The following is a 25,199-nucleotide window of genomic DNA, read 5'->3' as shown; positions in this document are numbered from 1 at the left end:
ATCGGCTGATCGCGCCACTACAACCTACGTTGTCACTACACAGGGAGGTGTGATGCGAAGGTCTGTCGACACATACATCAAGCTTGCCGTGCTGGTTGCGTTAGCGCTTGCCTCGGTCCTCGCCAACGCGGCACCGCCCGCGTTTGTCTATCGGGGCGTCGATGCGCCGCATCCCGACGAGGTGTTCATCAGGGGATTCCCAAGTCCAGGCCACGATCAGGACCTGCTGTCGCATGTGAATGGCCTGACGTGCGACAGCGGGGAGACGGCCTTTGTCTCCACCACGGCTTCCGAGGCTTTTGCCTACGAGCGCGCGATGTATACGCTGGCCACGAATCCAGGCGGACGGTTCTACGTGTATCGCATCCGCGCGGATCCCAACCTCTACAGCACGGATACGTCACTGCGCGCGGCGCATGGGCACGGCTGGTACGAGCAGTTGCAGGACGCGGCCGATTCCTATCATCACCAGGAGGAGTGGGTTTCGCCGAACGGCATTGCCGCGTCGCAGGTGGAATCCGTCTCGATCTACCGTGTCAGTACCGAAACCGGCGAACTCGAGCACCTCGGGGTACGCCAGAATCCCAGCTATGTCGCCCTTGATACCCGGGCCAACGATGCGGCGCTGCCGGTCCCGTCACGTGAGCCCGATGGCAGGCGCGTCATTTCTCCTTCGTTTTCGTATCCGCTGGTGTCCGCGTGCTTCGCGTGCGTGGGCAATCGGCGCGCGGAGCGCCGGGAGCGCTCCGCTGACGGCATTGAGCAGCCGGGATACTGCGAGGCATTCCAGGTGTCGACGCTTGCCACACCCACTACAGTCATCGACCCGATTACGCGCAGGCAGGTGCAGCGCTACGTGCCGTGGCGCACCTGGCGTCGCAGCAACTACAAGTCGAGCTTCCAGGGTCCGGTCGATTGCGACATCGTGCCCGGCAGCGGCGTCCTGACCGTCAATTGCGCAACGCTCAGGGGCGCCACGGAATTCAGCGTGCACCTTGGTGCGGGGGGGCGACGCTACACCTGGGTAGACAAACGCTATGACGACGGCGTGGTCGGCAAGCTTTGGGGGCAACTGCCCTCGGATATTCCCGTCAAGGGCACACGTTACACGCTGGCGGACTACGGGTATCGCATCCGGTCGGTGTTCAGTGGCAACGACAGCAGCTGGTGGTCCGGGGTCACCGTGCTGCCGGTATATCCCGTGCTATCCCATGCAAGCGACGACATCTGTCTGTACAAGGATGCGGGCTATACCAACATGCTGGGCTGCATGCGATGGAATGCCGGGGGTGCGCGGCTCGTACCTGCCGTCAATGACGAGGTCAGTGCGATTCGGGCGTCAGACCGTCAGCGGTACCAGGTCTGTGAGGACTTCGGGTACGCGGGACGATGCTTCATCCTGAAAGGCAACACCGATATCGCCCGGCTCCACGCGCTGGGCATGAACGACAAGATTTCCAGCATTCGAGCGTGTAACAAGCCGATGCCCAACACATGGAAGCCGCCGCCGCGGAATCACGGTGTGATCGGCAGCATCTATGCCGTCGACGATCCTGCCACCGGCAAACGCGAGTTCTACCGGCTCAGGACATCCACGTACGGGAAGTTGCCGGCCAGCCGCCAGGGTAATGCCGACTGGTCATATCTGGAAGGATACGAAGCTTGCTGAAATCGAAAGGAGGCCGACCATGCCATCGATTGCACGCGTTGCTACCTGGGCCGCTTGTCTGCTGACATGCGCGACCGTATGGGCGGCACCCCCCGACTTTGTCTATATCGGCGGCGCCGGGCCGCATCCCGACGCCGTGTTTGCCAACGGATTTCCGGCGCCTGGCACGAATGAGGACATCATTGCGCACATTACCGGACAGACCTGCGCAACGGGGCAGACCGTCTTTGTCTCCACGACCGCATCGGAGGCGTTCGCCTATGAAAGGGCGCTATATGCAATGATGAGCAGCCCGGTGCCAGAAACCTATGTGTACCGCATTCGCGCCGACGACGGCTTCTACGAATCGGCAGCCACGCTGCGCGCGACACGCAGCTATGGCTCGCACGGGCAATTCATCGCCCTTGCCGAGCGCTTCGAACACCAGCAGGAATGGTTGGCACATGGCGGTGTGCGAGCTTCGCTTGTGGAATCGGTCCAGATCTACCGACGCAATGCCGCCAACCAGATCGAATATCGCGGAGAGCGGCGCAACCCGAACTATGTGGCTGCCGAGACGCAGGGCACCAATCGACAGTTCCCGGTTCAGACGCCCATCCGCGATCGCACCATGGTTCTGACCCCATCGCGCTCTTATGCGGCAGTTTCCGCATGCTTCTCATGCACGCGCAATACGAGCGACAACCGCGATCAGCGGTCGGCACAAACCAACGGCAGCGATGGGCAATGCGAGGTGTTCTCCGTGTCGACCGACGACCGTGCGTCGACGGTGATCGATCCCTTCAGCGGTGAAAAGGTACAGCGCTACGTGCCGTGGAAGACATGGCGTCGGTCGAACTACAGCTCAACGTTCGAATCGCCCCAAGGCTGCCTGATCATACCTGGATCGCGGGAAACAAGAGCATTGAAAGTCGACTGCATGGACCTTACCGCATTCGACCAGTTCAGCGTTCATCTCGGCGCGGGCGGCAGCCGCTACACCTGGGTCGACAAGCGCTTCGACGACGGGCTTGCCGACAGGGCGTGGATACGCCTTGTGCAAGAGATTCCGGTCAAGGGTACGGTCTACTCCCTGTTTGACTACGGGTACTCTCCGTACTGGGTGTTCAGTGGCAACGACCGCAACTGGTGGTCGGGCATTACCGTGATACCGGTCTATCCCAAGCTGCCCCATCCCACCAGTGACATCTGCCTGTACCGGGATGAAGCGTACTCCAACCGGATCGATTGCCTGCCATGGAATGCCGTCGAGCCGGAACTGCGCGTCGGCGCCAAGGACCATACCAGTTCCATCAGTGCCGCGGAGGGGCAGCGTTATCGCGTCTGTGACCACGCCAACTTTCACGGCAGATGCATCATCCTCAGCGGCGGTGCGGATATCCGGAAGCTGCGCAGCCTGCGCCTGAACGACAAGATCACCAGTATCCGGGCCTGCAGGAAGCCCGCGCCGAGCCCGACACAACTGGTGCCAAACAATCGTGGCGTGATCGGCAACGTCTATTTTCACAACAATTTCTTCACGGCCACGCGCGAATACTTCATGCTCAAGCGCTCCGTCTACGGTCGTACGCCGGAGGACCAGAAGGACAATGAGGACTGGATCTACCTGAAAGACTACGATGAATGTTGAACCGTCGCAGAGTCTTGCGTGGCCGCGGGTGCCGCCTGCCTTGCTGCATTGTCATCGTATCCATGCCACCCGCCGCCCAACGCCTTGATCAGCGTGACCGCCGCGGTGTACTGGCGTCCGGTGATGGTCAGCGCGGTGCGCTCGGCGGTGTAGGCCGCGGTCTGTGCGGTCAGTACGTCGAGCAAGCCCGCCGTACCGGCCTTGTAGCGGTTGTTCACCAACGCCAGCGCTTCGCGTGCGGAGCGCAGGGCATCGTTCTGCACCGTGGCCTCGCTCTCCAGCAGGCGCGCCGCGGCGAGGTTGTCCTCGACCTCCTGGAACGCGGTCAGCACGGTCTGGCGATAGTTGGCGACGTTCTGGTCATAGGCGGCCACGGCCTGGGCCTTGGCAGCGCTGCGCAGGCCGCCATCGAATACGGTGCCCGCCAGGCCGGCACCGACCGACCAGATCCGGTCGGGGAGCGAGAGCCAGCGCGCCAGCGTGCTGGCGGTCAGGCCGCCGGTGGCGGATAGCGACAGCGTGGGGTAGTACGCGGCCTGCGCCACACCGATTTCGGCGTTGGCGGATGCCATGCGGCGCTCTGCAGCGGCGATGTCCGGGCGGCGCTCGAGCAGCGTCGACGGCACCGCGACCGGTACGCGCGGAATGGCATCGTCGGTGTCTACGGTGGCCATGGCCAGCTCCGACGGCGGCTTGCCGATCAGCACCGCGAGCGAGTGTTCGAGCTGCGCGCGCGTGATCTGGATATCGATCTGCTGGGCCTGTGCCGACTTCAGCTGCGTCTCCGACTGCAGTACATCGGAGCGTTGCGCGGTGCCGGCCTTGTACTGGTTCTGCACCAGTTGCAGCGATTTCGCGTAGTCGGCCACGGTGCGGTCGAGCAACGCGCGCTGGGCATCGGCCACGCGCAGCAGGAAATAGCTTTGCGCCAGCGTGGCCTGCGTGGAGAGCAGGGTCGATGCCAGGTCGGCCTGGCTGGCCTGTGCACCGGCTTCGGCGCTTTCCACCTGGCGGCGGATGCGGCCCCAGACATCGATCTCCCAGCTTGCCGACAGGGTCAGGTTCTGGCCATTGGTGGCACGTCCGCTCGAACTCGATGCGCCACGCGACACGCCCGCATTGGCGCCCACCGTCGGGAAATATCCGGCCCGCGCGGCGGCCAGCGATGCCGTGGCCTGCCGATAGATCGCTTCAGCGGCCTTGATGTTCTGGTTCGATACCTGCACCTGCGGCATCAGCTCGTCGAGCACGGGATCGTTGAAGACGCGCCACCAGTCGGCGCGCGCCAGTGCATCCTGCGGGTCGGCGGTCTTCCAGTCGCCGGTCCATGCGGGCATGGCTTCGCCGGCTTCCTTGAATGCCTTGGGTACCGGTGCATCGGGACGCCGATAGTCGGGGCCTACGGCGCAGCCGGCCAGCAGCGCACAGGCCAGCGCCACGGCGGTAATCGAAAAGGAGCTTCGGAACATCGCAATAGCCTTCATCAGTGTTCGAGGTGCGGCGTGGCCTGGTCACCGCCACGCTGCCGGCGCGCACGCCAGGCATTGACCTTGAGTCGCCAGCGGTCGAGCGTCAGGTAGACCACTGGCGTGGTGTACAGCGTCAGCATCTGGCTCACTACCAGGCCGCCCACGATCGAGATACCCAGCGGCGCGCGCAGTTCGGCGCCATCGCCGCGGCCCAGCGCCAGCGGTACCGCACCGAGCAGGGCCGCCGCGGTGGTCATCATGATCGGCCGGAAGCGCAGCAGGCAGGCGCGATAGATGGCATCGCGCGGACTGAGCCCGTCGCGGCGTTCGGCATCGATCGCGAAGTCGATCATCATGATCGCGTTCTTCTTGACGATGCCGATCAGCAGGATCACGCCAATCAGCGCGATGATGCTGAACTCGGTCTTGAACAGCAGCAGGGCCAGCAGCGCACCCACGCCCGCCGACGGCAGCGTCGACAGGATGGTCAACGGGTGCACATAGCTTTCGTAGAGAATCCCCAGCACGATATAGATCGTGATAATCGCGGCGAGGATCAGGATCGGCTGGCTCTTGAGCGAGTCCTGGAACGCCTTGGCGCCACCCTGGAAATTGGCCTGCAGCGTTTCGGGCGCGCCAATCGTTGCCATGGCCTGCCGGATCGCATCGGTGGCCTGCGACAGCGAATAGCCCTCGGCCAGATTGAACGAGATCGTCGACGCGGCAAACTGGCCCTGGTGATTCACGCCAAGCGGGGTGCTGGTTGGTGTCACTCGCGCGAACGACGACAGCGGCACGCGATGGCCACCGCCCGTCACCACATAGATGTCCTGCAGCGCATGCGGACCCTGCAGGTACTCCGGACTCAGCTCCATGACCACGCGATACTGGTTCAGCGGATGGTAGATCGTGGAGACCAGCCGCTGCCCGAATGCATCGTTAAGGATCGCATCGATCTGCTGCGCCGTGACACCAAGTTTCGATGCGGTGTCGCGATCGATGATGACCGATGTCTGCAGCCCCTTGTCGTTGGTATCGGTATCGACGTCCTCGATGCCCTTGATGTTCGAGATCGCCGCGCGCACCTTGGGCTCCCAGGCGCGCAGGACTTCCAGGTCGTCGGACTGCAAGGTGAACTGGTACGCGGAACTGCTCTGGCGGCCGCCGATGCGGATATCCTGCACCGGTGTCAGGAACAGGTTGGCACCCGGTTCCTTGGCCAGCTTCACGCGCAACCGCGCAATGATCTGGTCGGCCGTTTCCTTGCGCTCCGAGAGCGGCTTCAGCGTGACGAACATCTGCCCGGTATTGCGCTGCGATCCGCCAGTAAAGCCCGTGACATTGACCACCGCCGGATCGGACTGCACGATCTTGATGAAGTTGTCGAGCTTGGTGCGCATCAGCTGGAACGACGTGGCCTGGTCCGCGCGGATAAAGCCGATCAGCCGCCCCGTATCCTGCTGTGGGAAGAAGCCCTTCGGCACGATCACGTAGAGATAGACATTCAGTGCGATGGTCAGCAGCAGCACGATCCACACGATGGGTCCGTGCCGCAGCGCCACGCCCAGCGTGCGTGCGTAGGCGTCCTGCATCCAGGTGAACATGCGCTCGGTCGCACGGTGGAAGCGCCCCCGGGGTTGCTCCTGCACCGGGCGCAACAGCCGTGCGCACATCATTGGCGTGGTGGTCAGCGATACCACCAGCGAAACCAGGATGGCCACCGACAGCGTGATGGCAAACTCCTGGAACAGCCGGCCCACGATGCCGCCCATCAGCAGCAGCGGGATGAAGACGGCAATCAGCGACAGGCTCATCGACAACACCGTAAAGCCCACTTCGCGGGCGCCGCGCAATGCGGCGGCCAGCGGTTTCATGCCTTCCTCGATATGGCGCGAGATGTTTTCCAGCACCACGATCGCATCGTCCACCACGAACCCGGTGGCGATGGTCAGCGCCATCAGCGAAAGATTGTTCAGCGAGAACCCGGCCAGGTACATGATCGTGAACGTGCCCACCAGCGACACCGGCACGGCCACGCTCGGGATCAGCGTGGCGCGCACATTGCGCAGGAACACGAACACCACCATGATCACCAGTGCCACCGAGATCATCAGCGTGTTCTCCACCTCGCGCAGCGACGCGCGGATGGTGGGCGTGCGGTCCATCATCACGTCCATCGAGATCGTGGCCGGGATCATCTTGCGCAACTGCGGCAGCATCTCGTTGACGCGGTCCACGGTCTCGATAATGTTGGCGCCCGGCGAGCGGTTCAGCACCAGCAGTACCGATGGCTTGCCGTTGGCGGAGCCGGCATTGCGGATGTCCTGCACCGAATCGACCACATTGGCCACGTCCTGCAACCGCACCGGCACCGCGAACGAGTTTGGCCCCGCGTTGGTGGCATTGCCGCCGGTAGCGCCCGTGCTGATGGTGGTGGTACCGCTGCTGGTGGTAATGGTGGTGGTCGTGACGCCGTTGACGGTCTTGCTGCTGACATTGCCGCCGGCCGCGGCATTGGCCGTACTGGCAATCAGCGCGCCGGCCGAGGTCGACGAAAACGTACCTGGCGTGGCGTAGCGGATGATCAGCGGCATGTAGTCCTTGGCCGCCATCGCCTGGTCGTTGGCGTAGACCTGCCATGCCGTGTTGGGGTTGTCGAGGATGCCGAGCGGACGGTTGGCGTTGGTGGCGCTGATCGTGTTGCGCACGTCCTCGAGCGAGATGCCGTACTTGTTCAGTGCGGTAGGGTTCAGTTCGACCCGCACCGCCGGCAGCGACGAGCCGCCGATCGTGACCTGACCCACGCCTTCCACCTGTGACAGCTTCTGCGACAGGATCGTCGACGCGGCATCGTAGAGCTGGCCGCGCGTCATGGTCGGCGAGGTCAGGCCGATGATCATGATCGGCGCGTCGGCCGGGTTCACCTTGCGATAGGTGGGATTGTTCGGCAGGCTCGTGGGCAGCGTGGCGCGTGAGGCGTTGATGGCGGCCTGCACGTCGCGTGCGGCACCATCGATATCACGCGACAGGTCGAACTGCAGCGTCACGCGCGTGGAGCCGAGCGAACTGCTCGACGTGATTTCGTTGACGCCGGCAATGGCACCCAGCGCACGTTCCAGCGGCGTGGCCACGGTGGCGGCCATGGTCTCGGGGCTGGCGCCGGGTAGCGACGCCGACACCGAGATCGTGGGGAAGTCCACTTGCGGCAGCGGCGACACGGGCAGCAGCCGGAACGCGGCAATGCCCGCCAGCAGGATGCCGATGGTCAGCAGCGCGGTGGCTACCGGGCGATGGATAAAGGAGGCCGACAGGTTCATCAGGCGTTCGGCTCCTGTGGACGCGGCGTCGCCGCGTGGCCACCGTGACCGCCGTCATGGTCACCGTCATCGCCACCCTCGTCGGGGTTGCCGAACTTGCGGTTGCGCCATCCCTTGAGTCGATAGGCCACGCGGTCGAAGGCCAGGTAGATCACCGGCGTGGTGAACAAGGTCAGCACCTGGCTGACCAGCAGGCCACCCACCATCGTGATACCCAGCGGCCGGCGCAGTTCCGACCCGATGCCGGTGCCCAGCATCATCGGCAACGCGGCCAGCAGTGCCGCCATCGTCGTCATCAGGATCGGGCGGAAGCGCAGCAGGCAGGCCTGGAAAATGGCGTCGCGCGGCTTCATGCCGTGTTCGCGTTCGGCTTCAAGTGCGAAGTCGATCATCATGATCGCGTTCTTCTTGACGATACCGATCAGCAGGATGATGCCGATGATCGCGATGATGCCGAGGTCCTGCCTGAACACCAGCAGGGCCAGCAGTGCGCCCACGCCGGCCGACGGCAAGGTCGACAGGATCGTCACCGGATGGATCGTGCTCTCATACAGCACGCCCAGCACGATATACATCGTGACCACCGCAGCCAGGATCAGCCACAGCGTGTTCGACAGCGAGGCACGGAAGGCCAGCGCGGCACCCTGGAATTCGGTGGCCATCGAGATTGGCAGGCCGATTTCCTGCTCGACCTTGGTAATCTTGTCGACCGCCGCGCCCAGCGATTCGCCCGGGGCAAGGTTGAACGAGATCGTCGCCGCCGGGAACTGGCCCTGATGGTTGATCACCAGCGGGCCGGTGCGCTCGGAGATGCGCGCGATCGAACCCAGCGGCACCTGGCCACCCGATGACGACGGCAGGCGCAGTTCCGCCAGCGACGCCGGGCTGGTGCGGAATTCCGGCATGGTCTCCAACACTACGCGGTACTGGCTGGCCTGCGTGAAGATGGTCGAGATCAGGCGCTGGCCAAATGCACTGTACAGCGCGCTGTCGATCACGGCCGTGGTGATGCCGAAGCGCGCGGCGGCGTCGCGGTCGATTTCCACGAATGCGCGCAGGCCGTTGTTCTGCTGGTCGCTGGCCACGTCGCGCAGCTCGGGTTCCTGCTTGAGCCGTTCCACGAGCTTTGGCACCCATTCGGCCAGTACGGTCGGATCCGGATCTTCCACCGTGAACTGGTACTGGGTGCGCGCCACGCGGTCCTCGATCGTCAGGTCCTGCACGGGCTGCATGTACAGCGCAACGCCGCCGAGCTTCTGTACCGAATCCTGCAGGCGCTGCGTGACCACTGCCATCGAGTCACGATCGCCCTTGGGCTTCAGGTTGATCAGCATGCGGCCCGCATTGATGGTCTGATTGGTGCCATCGACGCCGATGAACGACGAGACACTGGCGACGGCCGGGTCTTCGAGAATCACCTTTTGTACCGCTTCCTGCTTGCGCCCCATCGACTGGAACGAACTGGTCTGCGCGGCTTCGGTAATGGCCTGGATCACGCCCGTGTCCTGCACCGGGAAGAAGCCCTTTGGCACCAGCAGGTACAGCAGGCCGGTCAGCACCAGCGTGCCGACCGCCACCACCAGCGTGGCGGTCTGGCGTGCCAGCACCCAGTCCAGTGCCCGGCCGTAGTGATGGATCACGTTATCGAAGAAGCGGCCGGTGGCGATGTGAAAGCGCGATTGCTCGCTCTCGGGCACATGGCGCAGCAGGCGCGCGCACATCATCGGCGTCAACGTCAGCGATACCACGGCCGAGATCAGGATCGACACCGCCAGCGTGATCGCGAACTCGCGGAACAGCCGGCCTACCACGTCACCCATGAACAGCAGCGGAATCAGCACGGCCACCAGCGAGAACGTCAGCGAGATGATCGTGAAGCCGATCTGTTTCGAGCCCTTGAGCGCGGCCTCCATCGGGGAATCGCCTTCCTCGATGTAGCGCATGATGTTCTCGATCATCACGATCGCATCGTCGACCACAAAGCCCGTGGCGATGGTCAGTGCCATCAGCGTGAGGTTGTTGATCGAGAAGCCTGCGAGGTACATCACGCCAAAGGTGCCCACCAATGACAGCGGCACCGCGACACCCGGGATGATCGTGGCCGACACATTGCGCAGGAATACGAAGATCACCATCACCACCAGCGCGATGGCCAGCAGCAGCTCGAACTCCACGTCCTTGACCGAGGCCCGGATCGTGGTGGTACGGTCGGTCAGCAACTGCACATGCACCGAGGCCGGCAATGCCGACTGCAACTGCGGCAGCAGCGTCTTGATGCGGTCCACCACCTCGATCACGTTGGCGCCTGGCTGGCGCTGGATGTTGACCACGATGGCTGGGCGGGCATTGGCCCACGCGGCAAGCCGGCTGTTCTCGGGCCCGTCGACGATCTCGGCCACGTCGGTGATGCGGATCGGCGCACCGTTCTGGTAGCCGATGATGATCTGCTTGTACTCGTCGGCCGACTTGAGCTGGTCGTTGGCGTCGATGGTGGAGGCGCGCGACGGACCGTCGAAGCTGCCCTTGGCGCCGTTCACGTTGGCGCTGCCGATGGCGGTGCGCAGGTCGTCGATCGACATGCCGAGTGACGCCAGCGCGGTGGGGTTGGCCTGGATCCGCACGGCCGGCCGCTGGCCGCCGCTGATGGTGACCAGGCCCACGCCCTGGATCTGCGAGATCTTGGCCGCCACGCGCGTATCGACCATGTCCTGCAGCTTCGGCAGCGGCAAGGTGTCCGAGGTCATCGCCAGCGTCATGATCGGCGCATCGGCCGGATTGACCTTGCTGTAGACCGGCGGCATCGGCAGGTCGGCCGGTAGCAGGTTGCCACCGGCATTGATGGCGGCCTGCACTTCCTGCTCGGCCACATCGAGCGACAGTGTCAGTTCGAATTGCAGCGTGATTACCGACGCGCCGCCCGAGGACGACGACGACATCTGCTTGAGGCCAGGCATCTGGCCAAACTGGCGTTCGAGCGGCGCGGTGACCGACGAGGTCATCACATCGGGACTGGCGCCGGGGTAGAGCGTGGTGACCTGGATGGTCGGGTAATCGACTTCAGGCAGGGCCGACAGCGGCAGCAGCCGGAATGCCACCAGCCCCGACAGCAGGATGGCGAGCATCAGCAAGGCCGTGGCCACCGGCCGCTCGATAAAGATGCGTGAGGGATTCATGCCGCTTCTCGACTCCTTGCCTTACTGCTGTGGCCGCTGGCCAACGTTGGCACCGGGGTTCGCCGGGGTGTTCGTGGTCGGGTTCGGGTTGGCGTCGGCGTCGCGCATGCGGCGGCGCTCACCCGGCGCACCCGCGGCATCGCTTGCACCGGCATGTGCGCCGCTGGCACCGCCATGGGCACCGCTGGCGCCACCCCAGTTACCGCCGTTGCGGCGACCGCGCGCGCGCGGCGCGCTCGATGGCGTCAACGCGGCGGCGCGTGCCGCGGGATCCACCGCTTCCACGACCATGCCTTCCTTGAGACGGTCCGCGCCATCGACCACCACGCGCTGGCCAGCCTCCAGGCCCTTGAGCACGGCGGTACGGCTGCCGTCGCTCGGGCCCAGCGTTACCACCTGCACCTTGACCGCACTATCGTCGCCAATCACATAAACGAAAGTGCCCTGCTGGCCGCGCTGGATCGCTGCCACCGGAATTACGGTAGCGTCTTCCATGGTGTCGACGCGCGTGCGCACATTGACGAACTGGTTCGGGAACAGCATTCCGTCGGTGTTCTGGAAAATCGCCTTGAGCTTGACGGTACCGGTGGTGGTATCGATCTGGTTGTCCGTAGTCAGCAGCGTACCCTCGGCCAACTGGTTGCGCATCTGCCGATCCCATGCCTGTACCGACAGCTTCTCGCCGGCGTTGAGCTTCCTGAGCACGGCCGGCAGGTTGTCCTCCGGAATCGTGTACAGCACCGTGATCGGCTGGATTTGCGTGATCAGCGCGATGCCGTTGGTATCGCTGGTGTTGACGATATTGCCCGGATCCACCTGGCGCAGGCCGATGCGACCCGACGCCGGAGCCACGATGCGCGTGTAGCCCAGTTGCAGGCGTGCGTTGTCGACATTGCCCTGGTCGGTCTTGACGGTGCCTTCATATTGGCGCACCAGTGCGTCCTGCGTATCGACCTGCTGCTTCGAGATCGAGTCCTGCGCCAGCAGCGTCTTGTAGCGCTGCTGGTCGAGACGGGCGTTCTGCAACAGCGCCTGGTCGCGCGCGAGCTGGCCCGAGGCCTGGTCCAGCGCGGCCTGGAACGGGCGCGGATCGATCTCGGCGAGCACGTCGCCGGCCTTGACCATCTGGCCTTCCTTGAATAGTACCTTGAGCAACGGACCCGAAACCTGTGCGCGCACCGTGACGTTGGCCACCGGCGTCACATTGCCGAGGCCATTGAGCACCACGTCCATATTGCGCTTGCTCACGGTGTTGACCACCACCGGCGAGCGCGGCATTGCGTTCGGGCCACCGGGGCCGCCAGGGCCGCCTGGACCGCGGCGCCCCGCACCCATGCCTGCCGCACCGCTGGCACCGTTGGCCGCGCCCGCGCCGGCTTCCTGCGCGGCCTGGCGGTGGCTGTGCCAGTACCAGCCGGCACCGGCCAGCACCACGATGACTGCAACGGCAATCCAGGTGCGGCGGCGCGAACGGGTGGAGCGCGCGGGGGGCGTAGGACCGCCGGGCGGGTTGGGAGGGAGAGGCTGACCTTGTTGTGGGTGGGACATGACCGGAATCCTGGGAACGGCACGACAAAAAAGGGGCGCGTGCCAAACGGTATTCGCACAGCGACTGTGACGGCGAAGTGGCAGCAGTATGCCGCATCGCGAGGGCAGGGCGAGCCGCCGTCTGGTGGGATAGCGCCCGGCAGGGCGCGTCATGGGGTGAAGCATAATGTGAGGCCGCCATCCCACGTATTTCGCGGCTTCCCGCATTTATTACAGCGGATTACCAGCGGCGTGGGTGTAACGTCCAGAAACAAAACGTTAGGGCCGATTTGCCGTGTGCGGCGGTCGGCCTGACTATCATGTGCCTATGCGAACGAACCAGCCCACCCAGATCCTCGTCGTCGACGACGACCCCGAACTGCGCGACCTGCTGCGTGAATACCTGACGTCCCAGGGCTTTGCCGTGTCGGTGCTGCACGATGGCGACGGCCTGCAGGCCCGCCTCGAGCGCGAGCGGCCCGCGCTGATCGTGCTCGACCTGATGATGCCCAAGGTCGACGGCCTGACCGCGCTGCGCAATCTGCGCGCCAAGAACGACGACATCCCCGTGATCCTGCTGACCGCGCGCAGCGACGAGATCGACCGCATCGTCGGCCTCGAGATCGGTGCCGACGACTACCTCGGCAAACCGTTTTCGCCGCGCGAGCTGCTGGCGCGCATCAACGCCGTGCTGCGCCGCAAGCTGGCGCGCCCGGCTGCCGCGCCGGAAGACCGCGAGTCGATCGCCTTCGGTCCGTTCCGTGTGAACTTCCGCCAGCGCTCGCTCGAGCGTAGCGGGCAGGCCGTGTCGATCAGCGATACCGAATTCGCGCTGCTCAAGCTGTTGCTGATGCATCCGCTCGAAGTGCTGTCGCGCGAGCGGATCGTCGAACTGATGTACGGCACCGCCAACGGCATCAGCGACCGCGGTATCGATGTGCAGATCTGGCGCCTGCGCCGCCTGCTTGACGAGGATGCCCAGCGTCCGCGCTATATCCAGACCGTGCGGGGCCGTGGCTATACCTTTGTGCCCGACGAAGCCGAGGACAGTATTCCGCAATGAAGCTCAGGATTGACACCCTGTTCGGCCGCGTGGCGCTGCTGATTGCCGCGGTGCTCGTGATCAGCCATTTCTCGTGGCTGGCCATCCTGCGCATGGACCGGCGCCAGCAGCAGATCGACTACTCGGTCGAGCAGATGATTTTCCAGCTCGACAGTATCGAGCGCGCGCTCGATGCCAAGCCACCGGTGCCGCTGCCGAGCCTGGTGGAGGTGGCCGACAATGCCACCGCCGACGAACACGCGGGCCCGCCACAGGCTGGCCGGCCGCGCCGGCTGGTGGAACAGTTCACGCGACGCTTGCCGCCGGGCACCGAAGTCAGGCTGGAGGACGAGCTTTCCACGCCGCGGCTCTGGATCAAGCTGCCGCAGCGTAACCGCTGGATCGCCATGCCGATCCTGTTCGTCCACAATCCGCCGCCCGACAACCGGCTGGTGCCGGGCGTGGTGCTGGTGGTGGGTGTGGCCATCGTGTTTGCATTATTCGTGGCGTGGCAGATCCAGCGTCCGGTACGCGATATGGCGGAAGCGGCCGAAAAGCTGTCGCGCCAGCAGAGCGTGCAGCCGCTGCGCGAGCGCGGGCCACATGAGCTGCGTCAACTGATCGTGCGTTTCAATCGCATGGTGGCCGACCTGGTGCGGATCGACCAGGAGCGCAATACGATGCTGGCCGGCATCGCCCACGACCTCAAGACCCCGCTGGCACGGCTGCGCCTGCGCGCCGAGATGCTGTCCGATCCCAAGGCCGCCGCCGGCGTGACGCGCGATGTCGAGTCGATGTCGGCGATCGTCGAGCAGTTCCTGACCTTTGCGCAAAGCAGCGAGCCCACGGCACGCCCGGTACCCGTGGACAAGCGCATTGGCGAGCTGGCCGCCGCACTGCAGGAGCAGGATCGTCTGGTGGTGCTGGAACTGGCTGCCGGCGACGGATTCCGCATGATCGCCACACAGCTGGACCGCATTATCGGTAATCTGGTCGACAACGCCTACGCGTATGGTGCGCCACCGGTCTACGTGGCCACGGCACGCACCCACGAAGGCTGGCGCCTGACCGTGGAGGACCAGGGCCCTGGCATTCCGGAAGAAGCCATTGAACGTGTGACGATGCCATTCGTGCGGCTGGACCCGGCACGCGGGGGCAATGCCCATTCGGGGCTGGGCCTGGCGATCGTCGATCGTCTGGTCAGGCAGGGTGGTGGCCGGCTGTCGATCACCAACCGCGAGGAAGGCGGGCTGCGCGTGGAAATGACGTTCCCGTTCGCGGCAATGGCCCAGGCGGCTTGATCATCTCAGCCTGTTTGCTCCCCTCTCCCGCGTGCGGGAGAGGGGTTGGGGGAGAGGGCAATGCGGCTCAAATTGCGACAGATCGCAGCTTGCACCGCTGGCCCTCTCCCCCGCCCCTCTCCCATTTCATGGGAGAGGGGAGAACACCGTCAGTAGTTCAGTCTCAAACCTTCTTCTTTTCCCCGATCCGGCTTTCCTTGCCGGCCAGCAGCTTGGCGATATTGGCGCGGTGGCGCACGATCAGCAGTACGCCGATCGCAAACACGGCGCCGGTGATGATATCCACGCCATTCATCAGCACGTAGAAGAACGGCGCAAAGATGGCCGCCACCAGTGCGGCCAGTGACGAATAGCGGAAAAAGAACGCAATGATGAGCCAGGTGGCCAGCGTGCCGGCGCCCAGGATCGGGTCGATGGCAAACAGGATGCCAGCAGCCGTGGCCACACCCTTGCCGCCCGCGAAACGGTGGAAGATCGGGAACAGATGGCCCAGGAACACGGCCAGCGCGGCCAGCGCAATGCCGGTGTCGTCAACGCCATAGCCCGCACCGAGGTGTTTGGCCAGCATGACCGCCACATAGCCCTTCAGCCCGTCGCCAATCAGCGTAAAGATCGCGGCTTTCTTGTTGCCGGTGCGCAGCACGTTCGTGGCGCCGGGGTTGCCCGAGCCATAGCTGTGCGGATCGGGCAGACCCATGACCTTGCTGACCACGACGGCGAAGGACACCGATCCGATCAGATAGGCGATGGCGGCAAATATCAGGTTGACCATTTTTTGTGGGACTGGACAGGGTTTTTCAGGCTGGCGCGATTGTAGCGCGCCACGGTGTCGGTGGACTCCGTGATTTCCCGCACGGCTTAGTCAGGCAGCGCGCATTCCACGGACTGTGCGCCCAGCAGGTCGGTGAGCACCGCCGGCGCAATGCTGACCAGATAGCCCCGGCGTCCGCCATTGATATAGATCGTGTCCAGTGCCAGCACGCCTGCTTCCACATAGACCGGTACCTTCTTCTTGGTGCCGAACGGCGAGGTGCCGCCGACCATGTAGCCGCTATGGCGCTGCGCCACTTCCGGCTTGCACGGTTGCACGCTCTTGCAACCGATCTGCCGTGCCAGGTTCTTGGTCGATACCGAGCAATCGCCATGCATCAGCACGATCAGCGGCTTGGCGGCTTCGTCTTCCATGACCAGCGTCTTGACCACGGCATGCTCGGGTACGCCGAGTTGCCGTGCCGACTCGCCCGTGCCGCCATGGTCGACATAGTCGTAGGGATGCTCGCCAAAGCTCACGCCATGCTTGCGCAGCATTTGCGTGGCAGGGGTTTCCGAGATGTGTTTCTGTTTGCTCATGATGATGTCCGCGTAGTCTCAGCCGCGCGGATGGTGATGCAGGTGCAGTTCGCGCAGGCGCTCGCGGGCCACGTGCGTGTAGATCTGCGTGGTGGAAATATCGGCATGGCCCAGCAGCAACTGCACCACGCGCAGGTCGGCGCCGTGGTTGAGCAGGTGCGTGGCAAATGCATGCCGCAGCGTATGCGGCGACAACGGTGCGTGGATGCCGGCTTCGCGCGCATGCTTCTTGATCAGATGCCAGAAGGCCTGGCGTGTCATGCCCTCGCCGCGCTGCGTGACGAACAGTTCGTCGCAGGCGCGGCCGGTCAGCAGGGCAGGGCGTGCCTCGGCCAGATAGCGCTGCAGCCAGTCTCCGGCTTGCGCGCCGAATGGCACCAGTCGCTCCTTGTTGCCCTTGCCGCCCACCACGCGCGCCACGCCCTCGTTCAGACCGATCTCGATGGTCTTCATGTTCGTGAGTTCGGACACGCGCAGGCCGCTGGCATACATCAGTTCGAGCATGGTGCGGTCGCGCAGGCCCAGCGGCGTGCCGACGTCGGGCGCTTCAAGCAAGGCCTCGACCTGTCCTTCGGACAAGGTCTTCGGAAAGCGCGGTGCCTGCTTGGCGGGGCGCAACAACAGGCACGGGTCGGCTTCGATCATGTGCTCGCGCAGGGCCCATTGATAGAAGCGGCGGAAGACGGTCAGGCGCCGGTTTGCCGACGAGGCGCGCGTTTCCGTATGCCGTGCGGAAAAGTACCCCGACAGCGCGGTGTCGTCGACCGCCAGCAGCGCACAGGTCGCGCTTTCATGCAGCCAGCGCGCGAGCAGTGCCAGGTCGCGCCGATAGGCATCGATGGTATTGCGTGACAGGCCATCCTCCAGCCACAGCGCGTCGCAGAACCGGTCGACCAGCGACAGGTCGCCATCGAGCACCGCGGTCATAGCAGCATCGCGCCCTCATGGCGCAACAGCCAGCGTTTGACGCCGAGGTGAAAGCCTTCTTCGCCATGATGCGCGAATCCGCCGAGTCCATTGGCGGCTACCACGCGATGGCACGGAATCACGACCGGAAACCAGTTTTGCCCACATGCCTGGCCCACCGCGCGCGGCATGCTTTGCAACGATTTGGCAATGGTGCCGTAAGTGGTCAGTCCGCCGCGCGGCACCGCGCAGATGGCGTCCCAGACCTTGCGCTGGAACTCGGTGCCGCGCACGGCCAGCGGCAGGTCGAAGGCAAAGTCAGGATTGTCGTAGTACGCCGCCAGTTGATCGGCCACGCGCTGCGCGAGCGCACCGGACGGGGCGACCTCCGCGAAGGTGTCGGGCAGATAGACGATCTCGTGGACGTGTGCGCCATCGACACGTACGCCGACCTTGCCGAATGGTGCGGGCAGGATGGCATCGAAGGGATGTTGCATGATGGATGGCGTTCAAGGTGGCAGGTGGCAAGCACGGATTTTATGCCTGTTTGCAGCGCTTGCCACCCACAACGAAAAAGGACCACCGAAGTGGTCCTTGCAACGAGTAATCCGAAATTTACTGTTCCAGCTTGATGTTCTGAACCTTCACCAGGTTCTTCATCTTGTCGAATTCCTTCTTGATTTCGGCGGCGTGCTGGGCCGGGGTGTTGCCCGACGGCTCGGCGCCGGCGGCACGCAGGCGCTCCACGAAGCCCTTGTCCTGCAGCGCCTTCACCACCGCGCCATTGAGCTTGGCGATCACGTCGTCAGGTGTGCCGGCCGGAGCCACCAGGCCATACCAGGCCGGGTCGTTCGGCTCCTTGAGGCCCATTTCGCCGAAGGTCGGCACGTCGGGCAGCCCATCCACGCGCTTGTTCCAGGCCACCACCAGCGCGCGCAGCTTGCCGGCCTTGATGTACGGCATCGACGACGGCAGGTTGTCGACCATGATCGGCACCTGGCCGGCCAGCACGTCGTTCAGTGCGGGGCCCGCGCCACGGTACGGGATGTGGACCATGAAGGTCTTGGTCGATACCTTGAACTGCTCGCCGAGCATGTGGCCAAAGCCGCAGGTGCCCGACGAGGCGTACGAGTACTTGCCCGGGTTGGCCTTCAGCACGGCCAGGAATTCCTTGTAGTCCTTGGCCGGGAAGTTCGGGTTCACCGCGATCACGTTGGCGACGTTGGCCACGTTGGCGATAGGCTTGAAGTCCTTGATCGGGTCGTACGACAGCTTCGGATTGCAGGCCGGGTTCACGGCCATGGTCGACACGGTCGAGATACCGATCGTGTAGCCATCCGGGGCGGACTTGGCGATGGCATCGGCGCCGATCGAACCGCCGCCACCGGCACGGTTTTCCACCACCACCGGCTGACCCAGCACGCGGCTCATCTGATCGGCCACGCCACGGCCCACGATATCGGTGGTGCCACCCGGTGCAAACGGAATGATCAGGCGGATCGGTTTGGTCGGATAGGTGCTCTGTGCGTGCGCGATCGAAGCCACGGACGCCGCGGCTGCGATGGCCACGGTCAGGATGGTTTTGCCAGCTTGCATGTGAAGAGAGTCTCCCGAAGTTAAAGCCGGGCGGATCTCGCCCGGGGAGGTCATGAATCGCCAGTGCGCCGCTGGTTGCAGCAACGCGCCGACGTGCTTGAATCAGCCGCCCAGCAGGCCGCGCTTGAGGTTGCGGTCCACCGGGTGTTCGCCCAGGAAGATGCGCAGCACGGCCTGGTAGAAATCCTCGCCCGGAATGGCCAGGCCACGCGGGATACCGTTGAGCGTGATGGCGGTTCCGCCCTGGGGCGTGAAATCGAAATTGATGATGTCGCCGCGGTGCGCCGAGCCCATCTGGGCCATCGTGCGTTCCAGCTGCGTCAAGCGGTCGGACAGCAGCTGCATCTGCAGCTCGCTATGATTTTCGCGCAGTCCTTCATTGAGGGCTTTGACGAAAGCGGCCGATTCCACCTCGCGCAGCGGACGGATCTGCAAGCGCTTGGGGCCGGGCGTGCCCACCACCAGCGTGGCATTGCGACCCCGTTCGGGCAGGTACAGCGCGGCGGCGTAACCCTTGATCACGAAGACCTGCCGCAATCCGGTGCCGTTGAGCGGCAATTCCTTGCCACCAAGCCGCGCGCTGTCGTCAAAACGCACGCCTTCGATCTCCATGGCCGATACCGACGGCAACAGCAGGCCGAACGCCAGCGTTGCGCACAGCGAAGCGGCAAGGCGGCGGTGGAATATGGCTCGGCGGGACGAAGACTGCTCGGACTTCATGGTGCGACAGGCGGCTGCAAAACCGCAGGCAAGGCGAAATTCAGCGTGCCATGCTGCAGGAATTCTGAAAAAATACCCATCCGTATCTGCCCTAGGCTTCACTTTTCACGAAGACTGCCGTCGGGTACCACGACAACAACGACACCCATGTCGTCACAATCGAGACAACGCGACACATGTCTTCCGCCCTGCTGCTGGTGCCGGATTTCAGCCTGATCCTGATCGGCTGGCTGCTGGTGCGATATACCCCGTTCGACCGTGGCTTCTGGGCCGGTGTGGAACGCCTGGTCTACTTCGTCCTGTTCCCCGCGCTGCTGTTGCAGTCCACCAACAGTGCCAAGTTTGATTTCTCGTCGACGTCCGCGATGCTCGGCCTCGCGCTGGCGACCACGGTGTTTGGCATGGCCACCGGCTACCTTGTCAAATACGTGCTGCGGCCGGACCCGGTCGACTTTGCGTCGGGACTGCAGACCGCGTTCCGCTTCAACTCGTACATTGCGCTCGCGCTGGCCGCGCGTCTTGGCGGCAGCGAAGGCCTGGCGCTGATGGCGCTGGTGGTGGGCGTCTGCGTGCCGATCTGCAATGTGGTGGCGGTGTGGGCGCTGGCACGCCATGGCGAATCGAAGCTGCTGCGCGAACTGGCACGCAATCCGCTGATCCTGGCCACGGCCACCGGCCTGCTCACCAACCTGCTGGGCCTGCATCCACCCGAGGTGATTGCGATGACCTTGAACCGGCTGGGCTCGGCATCGACCGCGCTGGGCCTGATGACGGTCGGGGCCGGCCTGCAGATCAGCGGCGCTACCGGCACGGTGGGTCCGATGGCGTGGTGGACCGGTGTGAAGCTGCTGGCCATGCCGTGTTTCGCGTGGATCGTGGGCCGCCATCTGCCGCTGACCACGCTGCAGTACCAGATCGTGGTGGTCTATGCCTCGCTGCCCACGGCATCGAGCGCCTATATCCTTGCGGTGCGCATGGGTGGCAACGGGCCGATGGTGGCAGCCACGATTTCGGCGATGACCATTGCAGCGATCGTCACCACGCCGATCTGGTTGTCGCTAGTCAGTTAGCGTTCGGCCTGGGCCAGCGCCCAGTCGATATGTTCACGCACCAGCGGCGTCGCGCTGTCGCGCCGCGCCAGCAGGGCCGTGCCGATGCGCGCGGCCAGTGCGGGGTTGTCGCGCGCGGCGCTGCGCAGGCTGTTGCCGAGTCCCACCGCCAGATTGCGCAGCCAGCGCTCGTGCCCGATACGCCGGATCGGGCTGCCTTCGAGGCGCTGGTTGAATTCCGCTTCGGTCCAGCCGAACAGTTCCACCATGTCGGGGGCGTCGAAGCCGTTGCGTACATCGAAATCGGGCAACGTGGCGCGATGCGCGAACTTGTTCCACGGGCAGGCCAGCTGGCAGTCATCGCAGCCATAGACACGATTACCCATCGGGGCCCGCAGCGGCTCCGGAATGGCGCCCTTGTGTTCGATCGTCAGGTAAGAAATACAACGGCGTGCATCGAGCCGGTAGGGCTCCAGGATGGCGCCGGTGGGGCAGATATCGATGCAGCGGCGGCAATTGCCGCAATGCGGGGCTTCGGCGCCATCGGCCGGCAGTGGAATATCGACCAGGATCTCGCCGAGGAAGAACATCGAACCACCGTCGCGGTCCAGCAGCAGCGTGTGCTTGCCGCGCCAGCCCAGGCCACCCTGGCTGGCCAGCGCCACTTCCATGACCGGTGCCGAATCGGTGAACACGCGGTAGCCGAACTGGCCGATCCCGGCTTCGATGCGGGCTGCCAGTTGCTGCAGCCGGTTACGCAGCACCTTGTGATAGTCGCGGCCGCGGGCGTAGAGCGAGATCACGGCCGTGGACGGATCGTCGAGACGCGCGAATTCATGGCGGCGCCAGTCGGCAGGCCCCTGCGCGGGCAGGTAGGGCATGCGCGCCACGATGGCACGTACCGTGCCAGGCACGAGTTCATGGGGCCGGGCGCGCTTTGTGCCGTGGTTGGCCATATAATCCATGTCGCCGTGGTAGCCCGCCTGCAACCATGCCAGCAGGCCCGCTTCGGCGTGCCGCAGATCCACATCGGCGATGCGTATCGCATCGAATCCGAGCTCGATGCCCCAGGCACGAATCGACGCCGCCAGCGACGCCAGGTCCGTCTCCGATGGGTCGGAAGACTGGACTTCAGGCGCCGCAACGGGGTCTTGCGCAGCGAATGCGGGGGTAGGGGCGGGTACTGCACGGTCGATCATCCCTGAATTGTACGCAATGCCCCTGCTTGAAGAACGCATCCTGCCGCTACCCGACGAAGCCGCTACTGAACGGTTCGGTGCCGCGCTGGCCCGCGCGGTGCGCGAGATGCCGCCGCGCACGGTTCACGTGCAGCTGTCCGGCGACCTCGGCGCGGGCAAGACCACGTTGTCGCGTGCCGTGCTGCGCGCACTGGGACATGCCGGCAAGGTCCGCAGCCCCACCTATACGCTGTGCGAACCGTACAACGTGCTGCGTGCCGACGGCACGCCGCTGACCGTCTACCACTTCGACCTGTATCGCTTTGCCGATCCGGAGGAGTGGATCGACGCCGGTTTTCGCGACTGTTTTGCCGAACCGGCCTTCAATCTGGTGGAGTGGCCCGAGAAGGCGGGCCGCCTGCTTGGGGAACCCGACCTGCATGTGTTGCTCCAATCGGACAACCGCATGCTGCATCCGGAAGAAAATCCTGCCGATAACGGGGTGGATGCAGGGGCCGATCGCCGCATGGCCATATTGCACGCCTATACTCCCACTGGACTTACCTTGCTGAACGCATGCTGATCAAGCGACTCGCCACCGACCGACCCGATGGACCCGACGGACTGCTGCAGGCCCGCCGCAAATGGATGGCGCAGGCCCTGAAGTACAGTGCCGGGACGGTCGTGCTGTCACTTGCCGGACCGCAGATCGCGTTCGGCGCCGGCATCGTGGCCGTGCGGGTCTGGCCCGCCGAGGACTACACGCGCGTCACCATCGAATCCGATGAGAAGCTCGTCGCCGTACACCAGATGATCCGTAGCCCGGACCGGCTGGTGGTGGACATCGACGGGCTCGACCTGTCGCCCACGCTGCGCGAACTGGTGGCCAAGATCACGCCAAACGATCCGTATATCCAGTCGGTGCGCGTGGGCCAGAACCGGCCGCGCGTGGTGCGGATGGTGTTCGATCTCAAGGAAGACGTTTCCCCGCAGGTGTTCACGCTGCTGCCGATTGGCGACTATCGCAACCGGCTCGTGTTCGACCTGTATCCGGTCAACCCGCCCGATCCGCTCTGGAAGCTCGTGCGCGATACCGAGGACAAGCAGCGCCGCTTTGCCTCGACCACGCCACCGACCGGCAGTGACGCCGTATCGGGCGCACCGGCCGGTGCCGAGGAAGATGCGATTGGCGCGATCGTGCGCAAGTTCGAGGACCGCGACCAGTTGCCGCCGGCCACCACCGCGCTGCCTCCTGCAGTGGCTGTCGTAAGGCCGAAACCGTCCGCGCCGGACAAACCGGCCGCGCCGCCCGTGCCACCTCCCGTGGCGCAAACCAATGTGCCACCGCCGAGCCAGTTCAAGATGCGCCGGCTGCTGACCGTGGCGCTCGATCCGGGCCACGGTGGCGAAGATCCCGGCGCCACGGGCGCCGCGGGTTCGCGCGAGAAGGATGTGGTGCTGCAGATCGCGCATCGGCTGCGCGCGAAGATCGATGCCCAGCCCAATATGCGCGCGATGATGACGCGCGATTCAGATTTCTTCGTGCCGCTCAATGTGCGCGTGCAGAAGGCACGCCGGGTCCAGGCCGACCTGTTCGTGTCGATTCACGCCGATGCATTCGTCTCGCCCGAAGCGCGCGGCGCCTCGGTGTTTGCACTGTCGGAACGCGGTGCGTCGAGTTCGGCGGCACGCTGGCTCGCCAACAAGGAAAACAATGCCGACCTGATCGGCGGGACCAATATGGGCAACAAGGATGCCCAGGTGTCGCGTGTGCTGCTGGACCTGTCCACGACGGCGCAGATCAACGACAGCATGCAGGTGGGCAAGTCCGTGCTTCAGGAAATCGGTGGCATCAACAAGCTGCACAAGGGCAGCGTGGAACAGGCCGGGTTTGCCGTGCTCAAGGCGCCGGACATTCCGTCGATCCTGATCGAGACCGCGTTTATCAGCAATCCCGAAGAAGAACGCAAGCTCAACGACGAAGCACACCAGGAACAGTTGGCCAACGCCATCCTGCGCGGCATCAAGGCGTACTTCGCGAAGAATCCACCGCTATCGAAGAACCCGTCGGTGTAGGTGATTTTCTCCCCTCTCCCGCGCGCGGGAGAGGGGCGGGGGAGAGGGCCAGCGGTTCAATTGCGACCAGTGGCAAGCAGAGCCACCATGCGCTCTCCCCCAACCCCTCCGGTGCGGGAGAGCAAGAACATCAGGCCAGAATCAAGCCCGTACCGCGTTCCGTTCTTCCTTCATATCGTCGCGGCTCGCGTAGCGTGCGGCCATCACCGAGCAGACGATCAGTTGCAGCTGGTGATAGACCATCAGCGGCAGTACCAGCAGACCCAGCGCCGGGTGGCCGGCAAACAGGATCTTGGCCATCGGAATGCCGTTGGCCAGACTCTTCTTCGAGCCACAGAACACGGCCGTGATTTCGTCTTCGACCGAAAAGCCCAGACGTCGCGCGGTGAACGTGGTGGTGCCCAGGATCACGAACAGCAGGATCGCGGCAATACCCATCACGGCGCCGATGGTCTGCCAGTGGTACTGATGCCACAGGCCGGCGGCGGTGGCGTCGCAGAACGACGAATAGACGATCAGCACGATCACGCCACGGTCGATCTTGTTCGTGATCTGCTTCTTCTTGGCCAGCCAGTTGCCGATCAGCGGGCGTGCGGCCTGGCCCAGTGCAAACGGCAGCAGCAGTTGCAGTGCCACGCCGGTCAGTGCGCGGCCCAGCGGCATCGACGCGCCGCTGGCGCTGATCACGAGGCCCATCAGCAGCGGGGTCAGCGCCATGCCGATCAGGCCCGAAATGGTCGCGTTGAAAATGGCGCCGGGCACATTGCCGCGCGCCATCGAGGTCATGGCGACCGATGACGATACCGTGGACGGCAGGGCGCAAAGATAGAACACGCCAAGCAGCAGTTCGGGCGGCAGCGAGTTGCGCAGCGACAGCATCAGCAGCGCACCCACGATCGGAAACACGATATACGTGAACGATTGCACGAACGCGTGCAGACGCCAGTGTTTCGCGCCGGCCACAAGTTTCTCGCGCGACAATGCGGCGCCGTGCAGGAAAAACACCAGCGCGACACCAAGGCTGGTCACGATACCGAGATGCAGCGGGCCGTCACCGGCGCCGATCTCGGGGGCGATCAGCGCAATGCCGATAGCGGTCAGCATGATCAGTACGAACCCGTCGATCAGGTCGTAGATCTTTTTGAAGGGGGCGAGAATGGCAGACATTGGGGATAGTGCGTAAGGGTTTCCGCTTG

19 protein-coding genes are annotated in these 25,199 nt (G+C 64.4%); 7 read left to right on the top strand and 12 right to left on the bottom strand.

The annotated features are described in order from the left end of the window. Positions 1-52 precede the first annotated feature (52 nt). Positions 53-1,669 (top strand): hypothetical protein, encoded by a 1,617-nt coding sequence (locus tag ACO550_RS00245; protein ID WP_315596944.1) that lies wholly within the window; start codon positions 53-55, stop codon positions 1,667-1,669. 19 nt (positions 1,670-1,688) lie between these two features. Further along, entirely contained in the window at positions 1,689-3,299 is a 1,611-nt protein-coding gene (locus ACO550_RS00240; protein WP_315596945.1) for a scabin-related ADP-ribosyltransferase, read from the top strand. On the opposite strand, the gene ACO550_RS00235 is transcribed toward ACO550_RS00240, so the two are convergent. The 4 genes from ACO550_RS00235 to ACO550_RS00220 are packed head-to-tail and all read right to left on the bottom strand — an operon-like array spanning position 3,284 to position 12,806. Beyond that, positions 3,284-4,783: an efflux transporter outer membrane subunit gene (locus tag ACO550_RS00235; RefSeq protein WP_315596946.1), complete on the bottom strand. Its 1,500-nt coding sequence runs from the start codon at positions 4,781-4,783 to the stop codon at positions 3,284-3,286. The genes ACO550_RS00240 and ACO550_RS00235 overlap by 16 nt on opposite strands. Continuing rightward, on the bottom strand, positions 4,783-8,085 hold the full coding sequence (locus ACO550_RS00230; RefSeq protein WP_315596947.1) for an efflux RND transporter permease subunit: 3,303 nt from the start codon (positions 8,083-8,085) through the stop codon (positions 4,783-4,785). Before ACO550_RS00230 ends, ACO550_RS00235 begins: the two co-directional genes overlap by 1 nt. Next, positions 8,085-11,258, bottom strand: a complete 3,174-nt coding sequence (locus ACO550_RS00225) for an MdtB/MuxB family multidrug efflux RND transporter permease subunit (RefSeq protein WP_315596948.1) — start codon at positions 11,256-11,258, stop codon at positions 8,085-8,087. The genes ACO550_RS00230 and ACO550_RS00225 overlap by 1 nt, the downstream gene beginning before the upstream one ends. A 21-nt stretch (positions 11,259-11,279) precedes the next feature. Continuing rightward, a complete protein-coding gene (locus ACO550_RS00220) occupies positions 11,280-12,806 on the bottom strand; it encodes an MdtA/MuxA family multidrug efflux RND transporter periplasmic adaptor subunit (RefSeq protein ID WP_485993905.1) in 1,527 nt (508 codons plus the stop codon). Between the two features lie 307 nt (positions 12,807-13,113). Here ACO550_RS00220 and ACO550_RS00215 point away from each other — a divergent pair, with 307 nt between their 5' ends. Continuing rightward, positions 13,114-13,848 (top strand): response regulator, encoded by a 735-nt coding sequence (locus ACO550_RS00215; protein ID WP_315598694.1) that lies wholly within the window; start codon positions 13,114-13,116, stop codon positions 13,846-13,848. After that, positions 13,845-15,128, top strand: a complete 1,284-nt coding sequence (locus ACO550_RS00210; protein ID WP_315598695.1) for an ATP-binding protein — start codon at positions 13,845-13,847, stop codon at positions 15,126-15,128. The genes ACO550_RS00215 and ACO550_RS00210 overlap by 4 nt, the downstream gene beginning before the upstream one ends. A gap of 163 nt (positions 15,129-15,291) precedes the next feature. Here the strand turns inward: ACO550_RS00210 and plsY are convergent, their stop codons facing one another. From plsY to ACO550_RS00180, 6 genes are all read right to left on the bottom strand, one after another. After that, positions 15,292-15,900 (bottom strand): glycerol-3-phosphate 1-O-acyltransferase PlsY, encoded by a 609-nt coding sequence (plsY, locus tag ACO550_RS00205; RefSeq protein WP_315598696.1) that lies wholly within the window; start codon positions 15,898-15,900, stop codon positions 15,292-15,294. A gap of 86 nt (positions 15,901-15,986) precedes the next feature. Then, complete coding sequence (locus ACO550_RS00200; RefSeq protein ID WP_315598697.1) at positions 15,987-16,478, bottom strand: YbaK/EbsC family protein; 492 nt, start codon at positions 16,476-16,478, stop codon at positions 15,987-15,989. An 18-nt stretch (positions 16,479-16,496) separates the two neighbouring features. Then, positions 16,497-17,405, bottom strand: a complete 909-nt coding sequence (gene xerD / locus ACO550_RS00195; RefSeq protein ID WP_315598698.1) for a site-specific tyrosine recombinase XerD — start codon at positions 17,403-17,405, stop codon at positions 16,497-16,499. Then, on the bottom strand, positions 17,402-17,881 hold the full coding sequence (locus tag ACO550_RS00190; protein ID WP_315598699.1) for a methylated-DNA--[protein]-cysteine S-methyltransferase: 480 nt from the start codon (positions 17,879-17,881) through the stop codon (positions 17,402-17,404). The genes xerD and ACO550_RS00190 overlap by 4 nt, the downstream gene beginning before the upstream one ends. 118 nt (positions 17,882-17,999) lie before the next feature. Next, complete coding sequence (locus ACO550_RS00185; RefSeq protein ID WP_315598700.1) at positions 18,000-18,980, bottom strand: tripartite tricarboxylate transporter substrate-binding protein; 981 nt, start codon at positions 18,978-18,980, stop codon at positions 18,000-18,002. A 102-nt stretch (positions 18,981-19,082) separates the two neighbouring features. Next, entirely contained in the window at positions 19,083-19,700 is a 618-nt protein-coding gene (locus ACO550_RS00180; RefSeq protein ID WP_315598701.1) for a chalcone isomerase family protein, read from the bottom strand. Positions 19,701-19,876: 176 nt separating this feature from the next. On the opposite strand from ACO550_RS00180, the gene ACO550_RS00175 reads away from it, so the two are divergent. Then, the gene (locus tag ACO550_RS00175; protein ID WP_315598702.1) at positions 19,877-20,770 is read left to right on the top strand and encodes an AEC family transporter; all 894 of its coding nucleotides are present in this window, start codon (positions 19,877-19,879) and stop codon (positions 20,768-20,770) included. Here ACO550_RS00175 and queG read toward each other — a convergent pair. Continuing rightward, the gene (gene queG, locus ACO550_RS00170; RefSeq protein ID WP_315598703.1) at positions 20,767-21,948 is read right to left on the bottom strand and encodes a tRNA epoxyqueuosine(34) reductase QueG; all 1,182 of its coding nucleotides are present in this window, start codon (positions 21,946-21,948) and stop codon (positions 20,767-20,769) included. The two genes, ACO550_RS00175 and queG, sit on opposite strands and share 4 nt — an antisense overlap. 16 nt (positions 21,949-21,964) lie before the next feature. On the opposite strand from queG, the gene tsaE reads away from it, so the two are divergent. After that, positions 21,965-22,510, top strand: a complete 546-nt coding sequence (gene tsaE / locus ACO550_RS00165; RefSeq protein ID WP_315598704.1) for a tRNA (adenosine(37)-N6)-threonylcarbamoyltransferase complex ATPase subunit type 1 TsaE — start codon at positions 21,965-21,967, stop codon at positions 22,508-22,510. Next, positions 22,504-24,003 (top strand): N-acetylmuramoyl-L-alanine amidase, encoded by a 1,500-nt coding sequence (locus ACO550_RS00160; protein ID WP_315598705.1) that lies wholly within the window; start codon positions 22,504-22,506, stop codon positions 24,001-24,003. Before tsaE ends, ACO550_RS00160 begins: the two co-directional genes overlap by 7 nt. A 141-nt stretch (positions 24,004-24,144) precedes the next feature. Here ACO550_RS00160 and ACO550_RS00155 read toward each other — a convergent pair whose 3' ends face one another. Beyond that, the gene (locus ACO550_RS00155; RefSeq protein ID WP_315598706.1) at positions 24,145-25,170 is read right to left on the bottom strand and encodes a bile acid:sodium symporter; all 1,026 of its coding nucleotides are present in this window, start codon (positions 25,168-25,170) and stop codon (positions 24,145-24,147) included. Positions 25,171-25,199 lie beyond the last annotated feature (29 nt).

This window comes from Cupriavidus sp. (assembly GCF_057315035.1).
The sequence above is the reverse complement of the archived record's forward strand: the minus strand, read 5'-3'. Positions and strand labels throughout refer to the sequence as shown.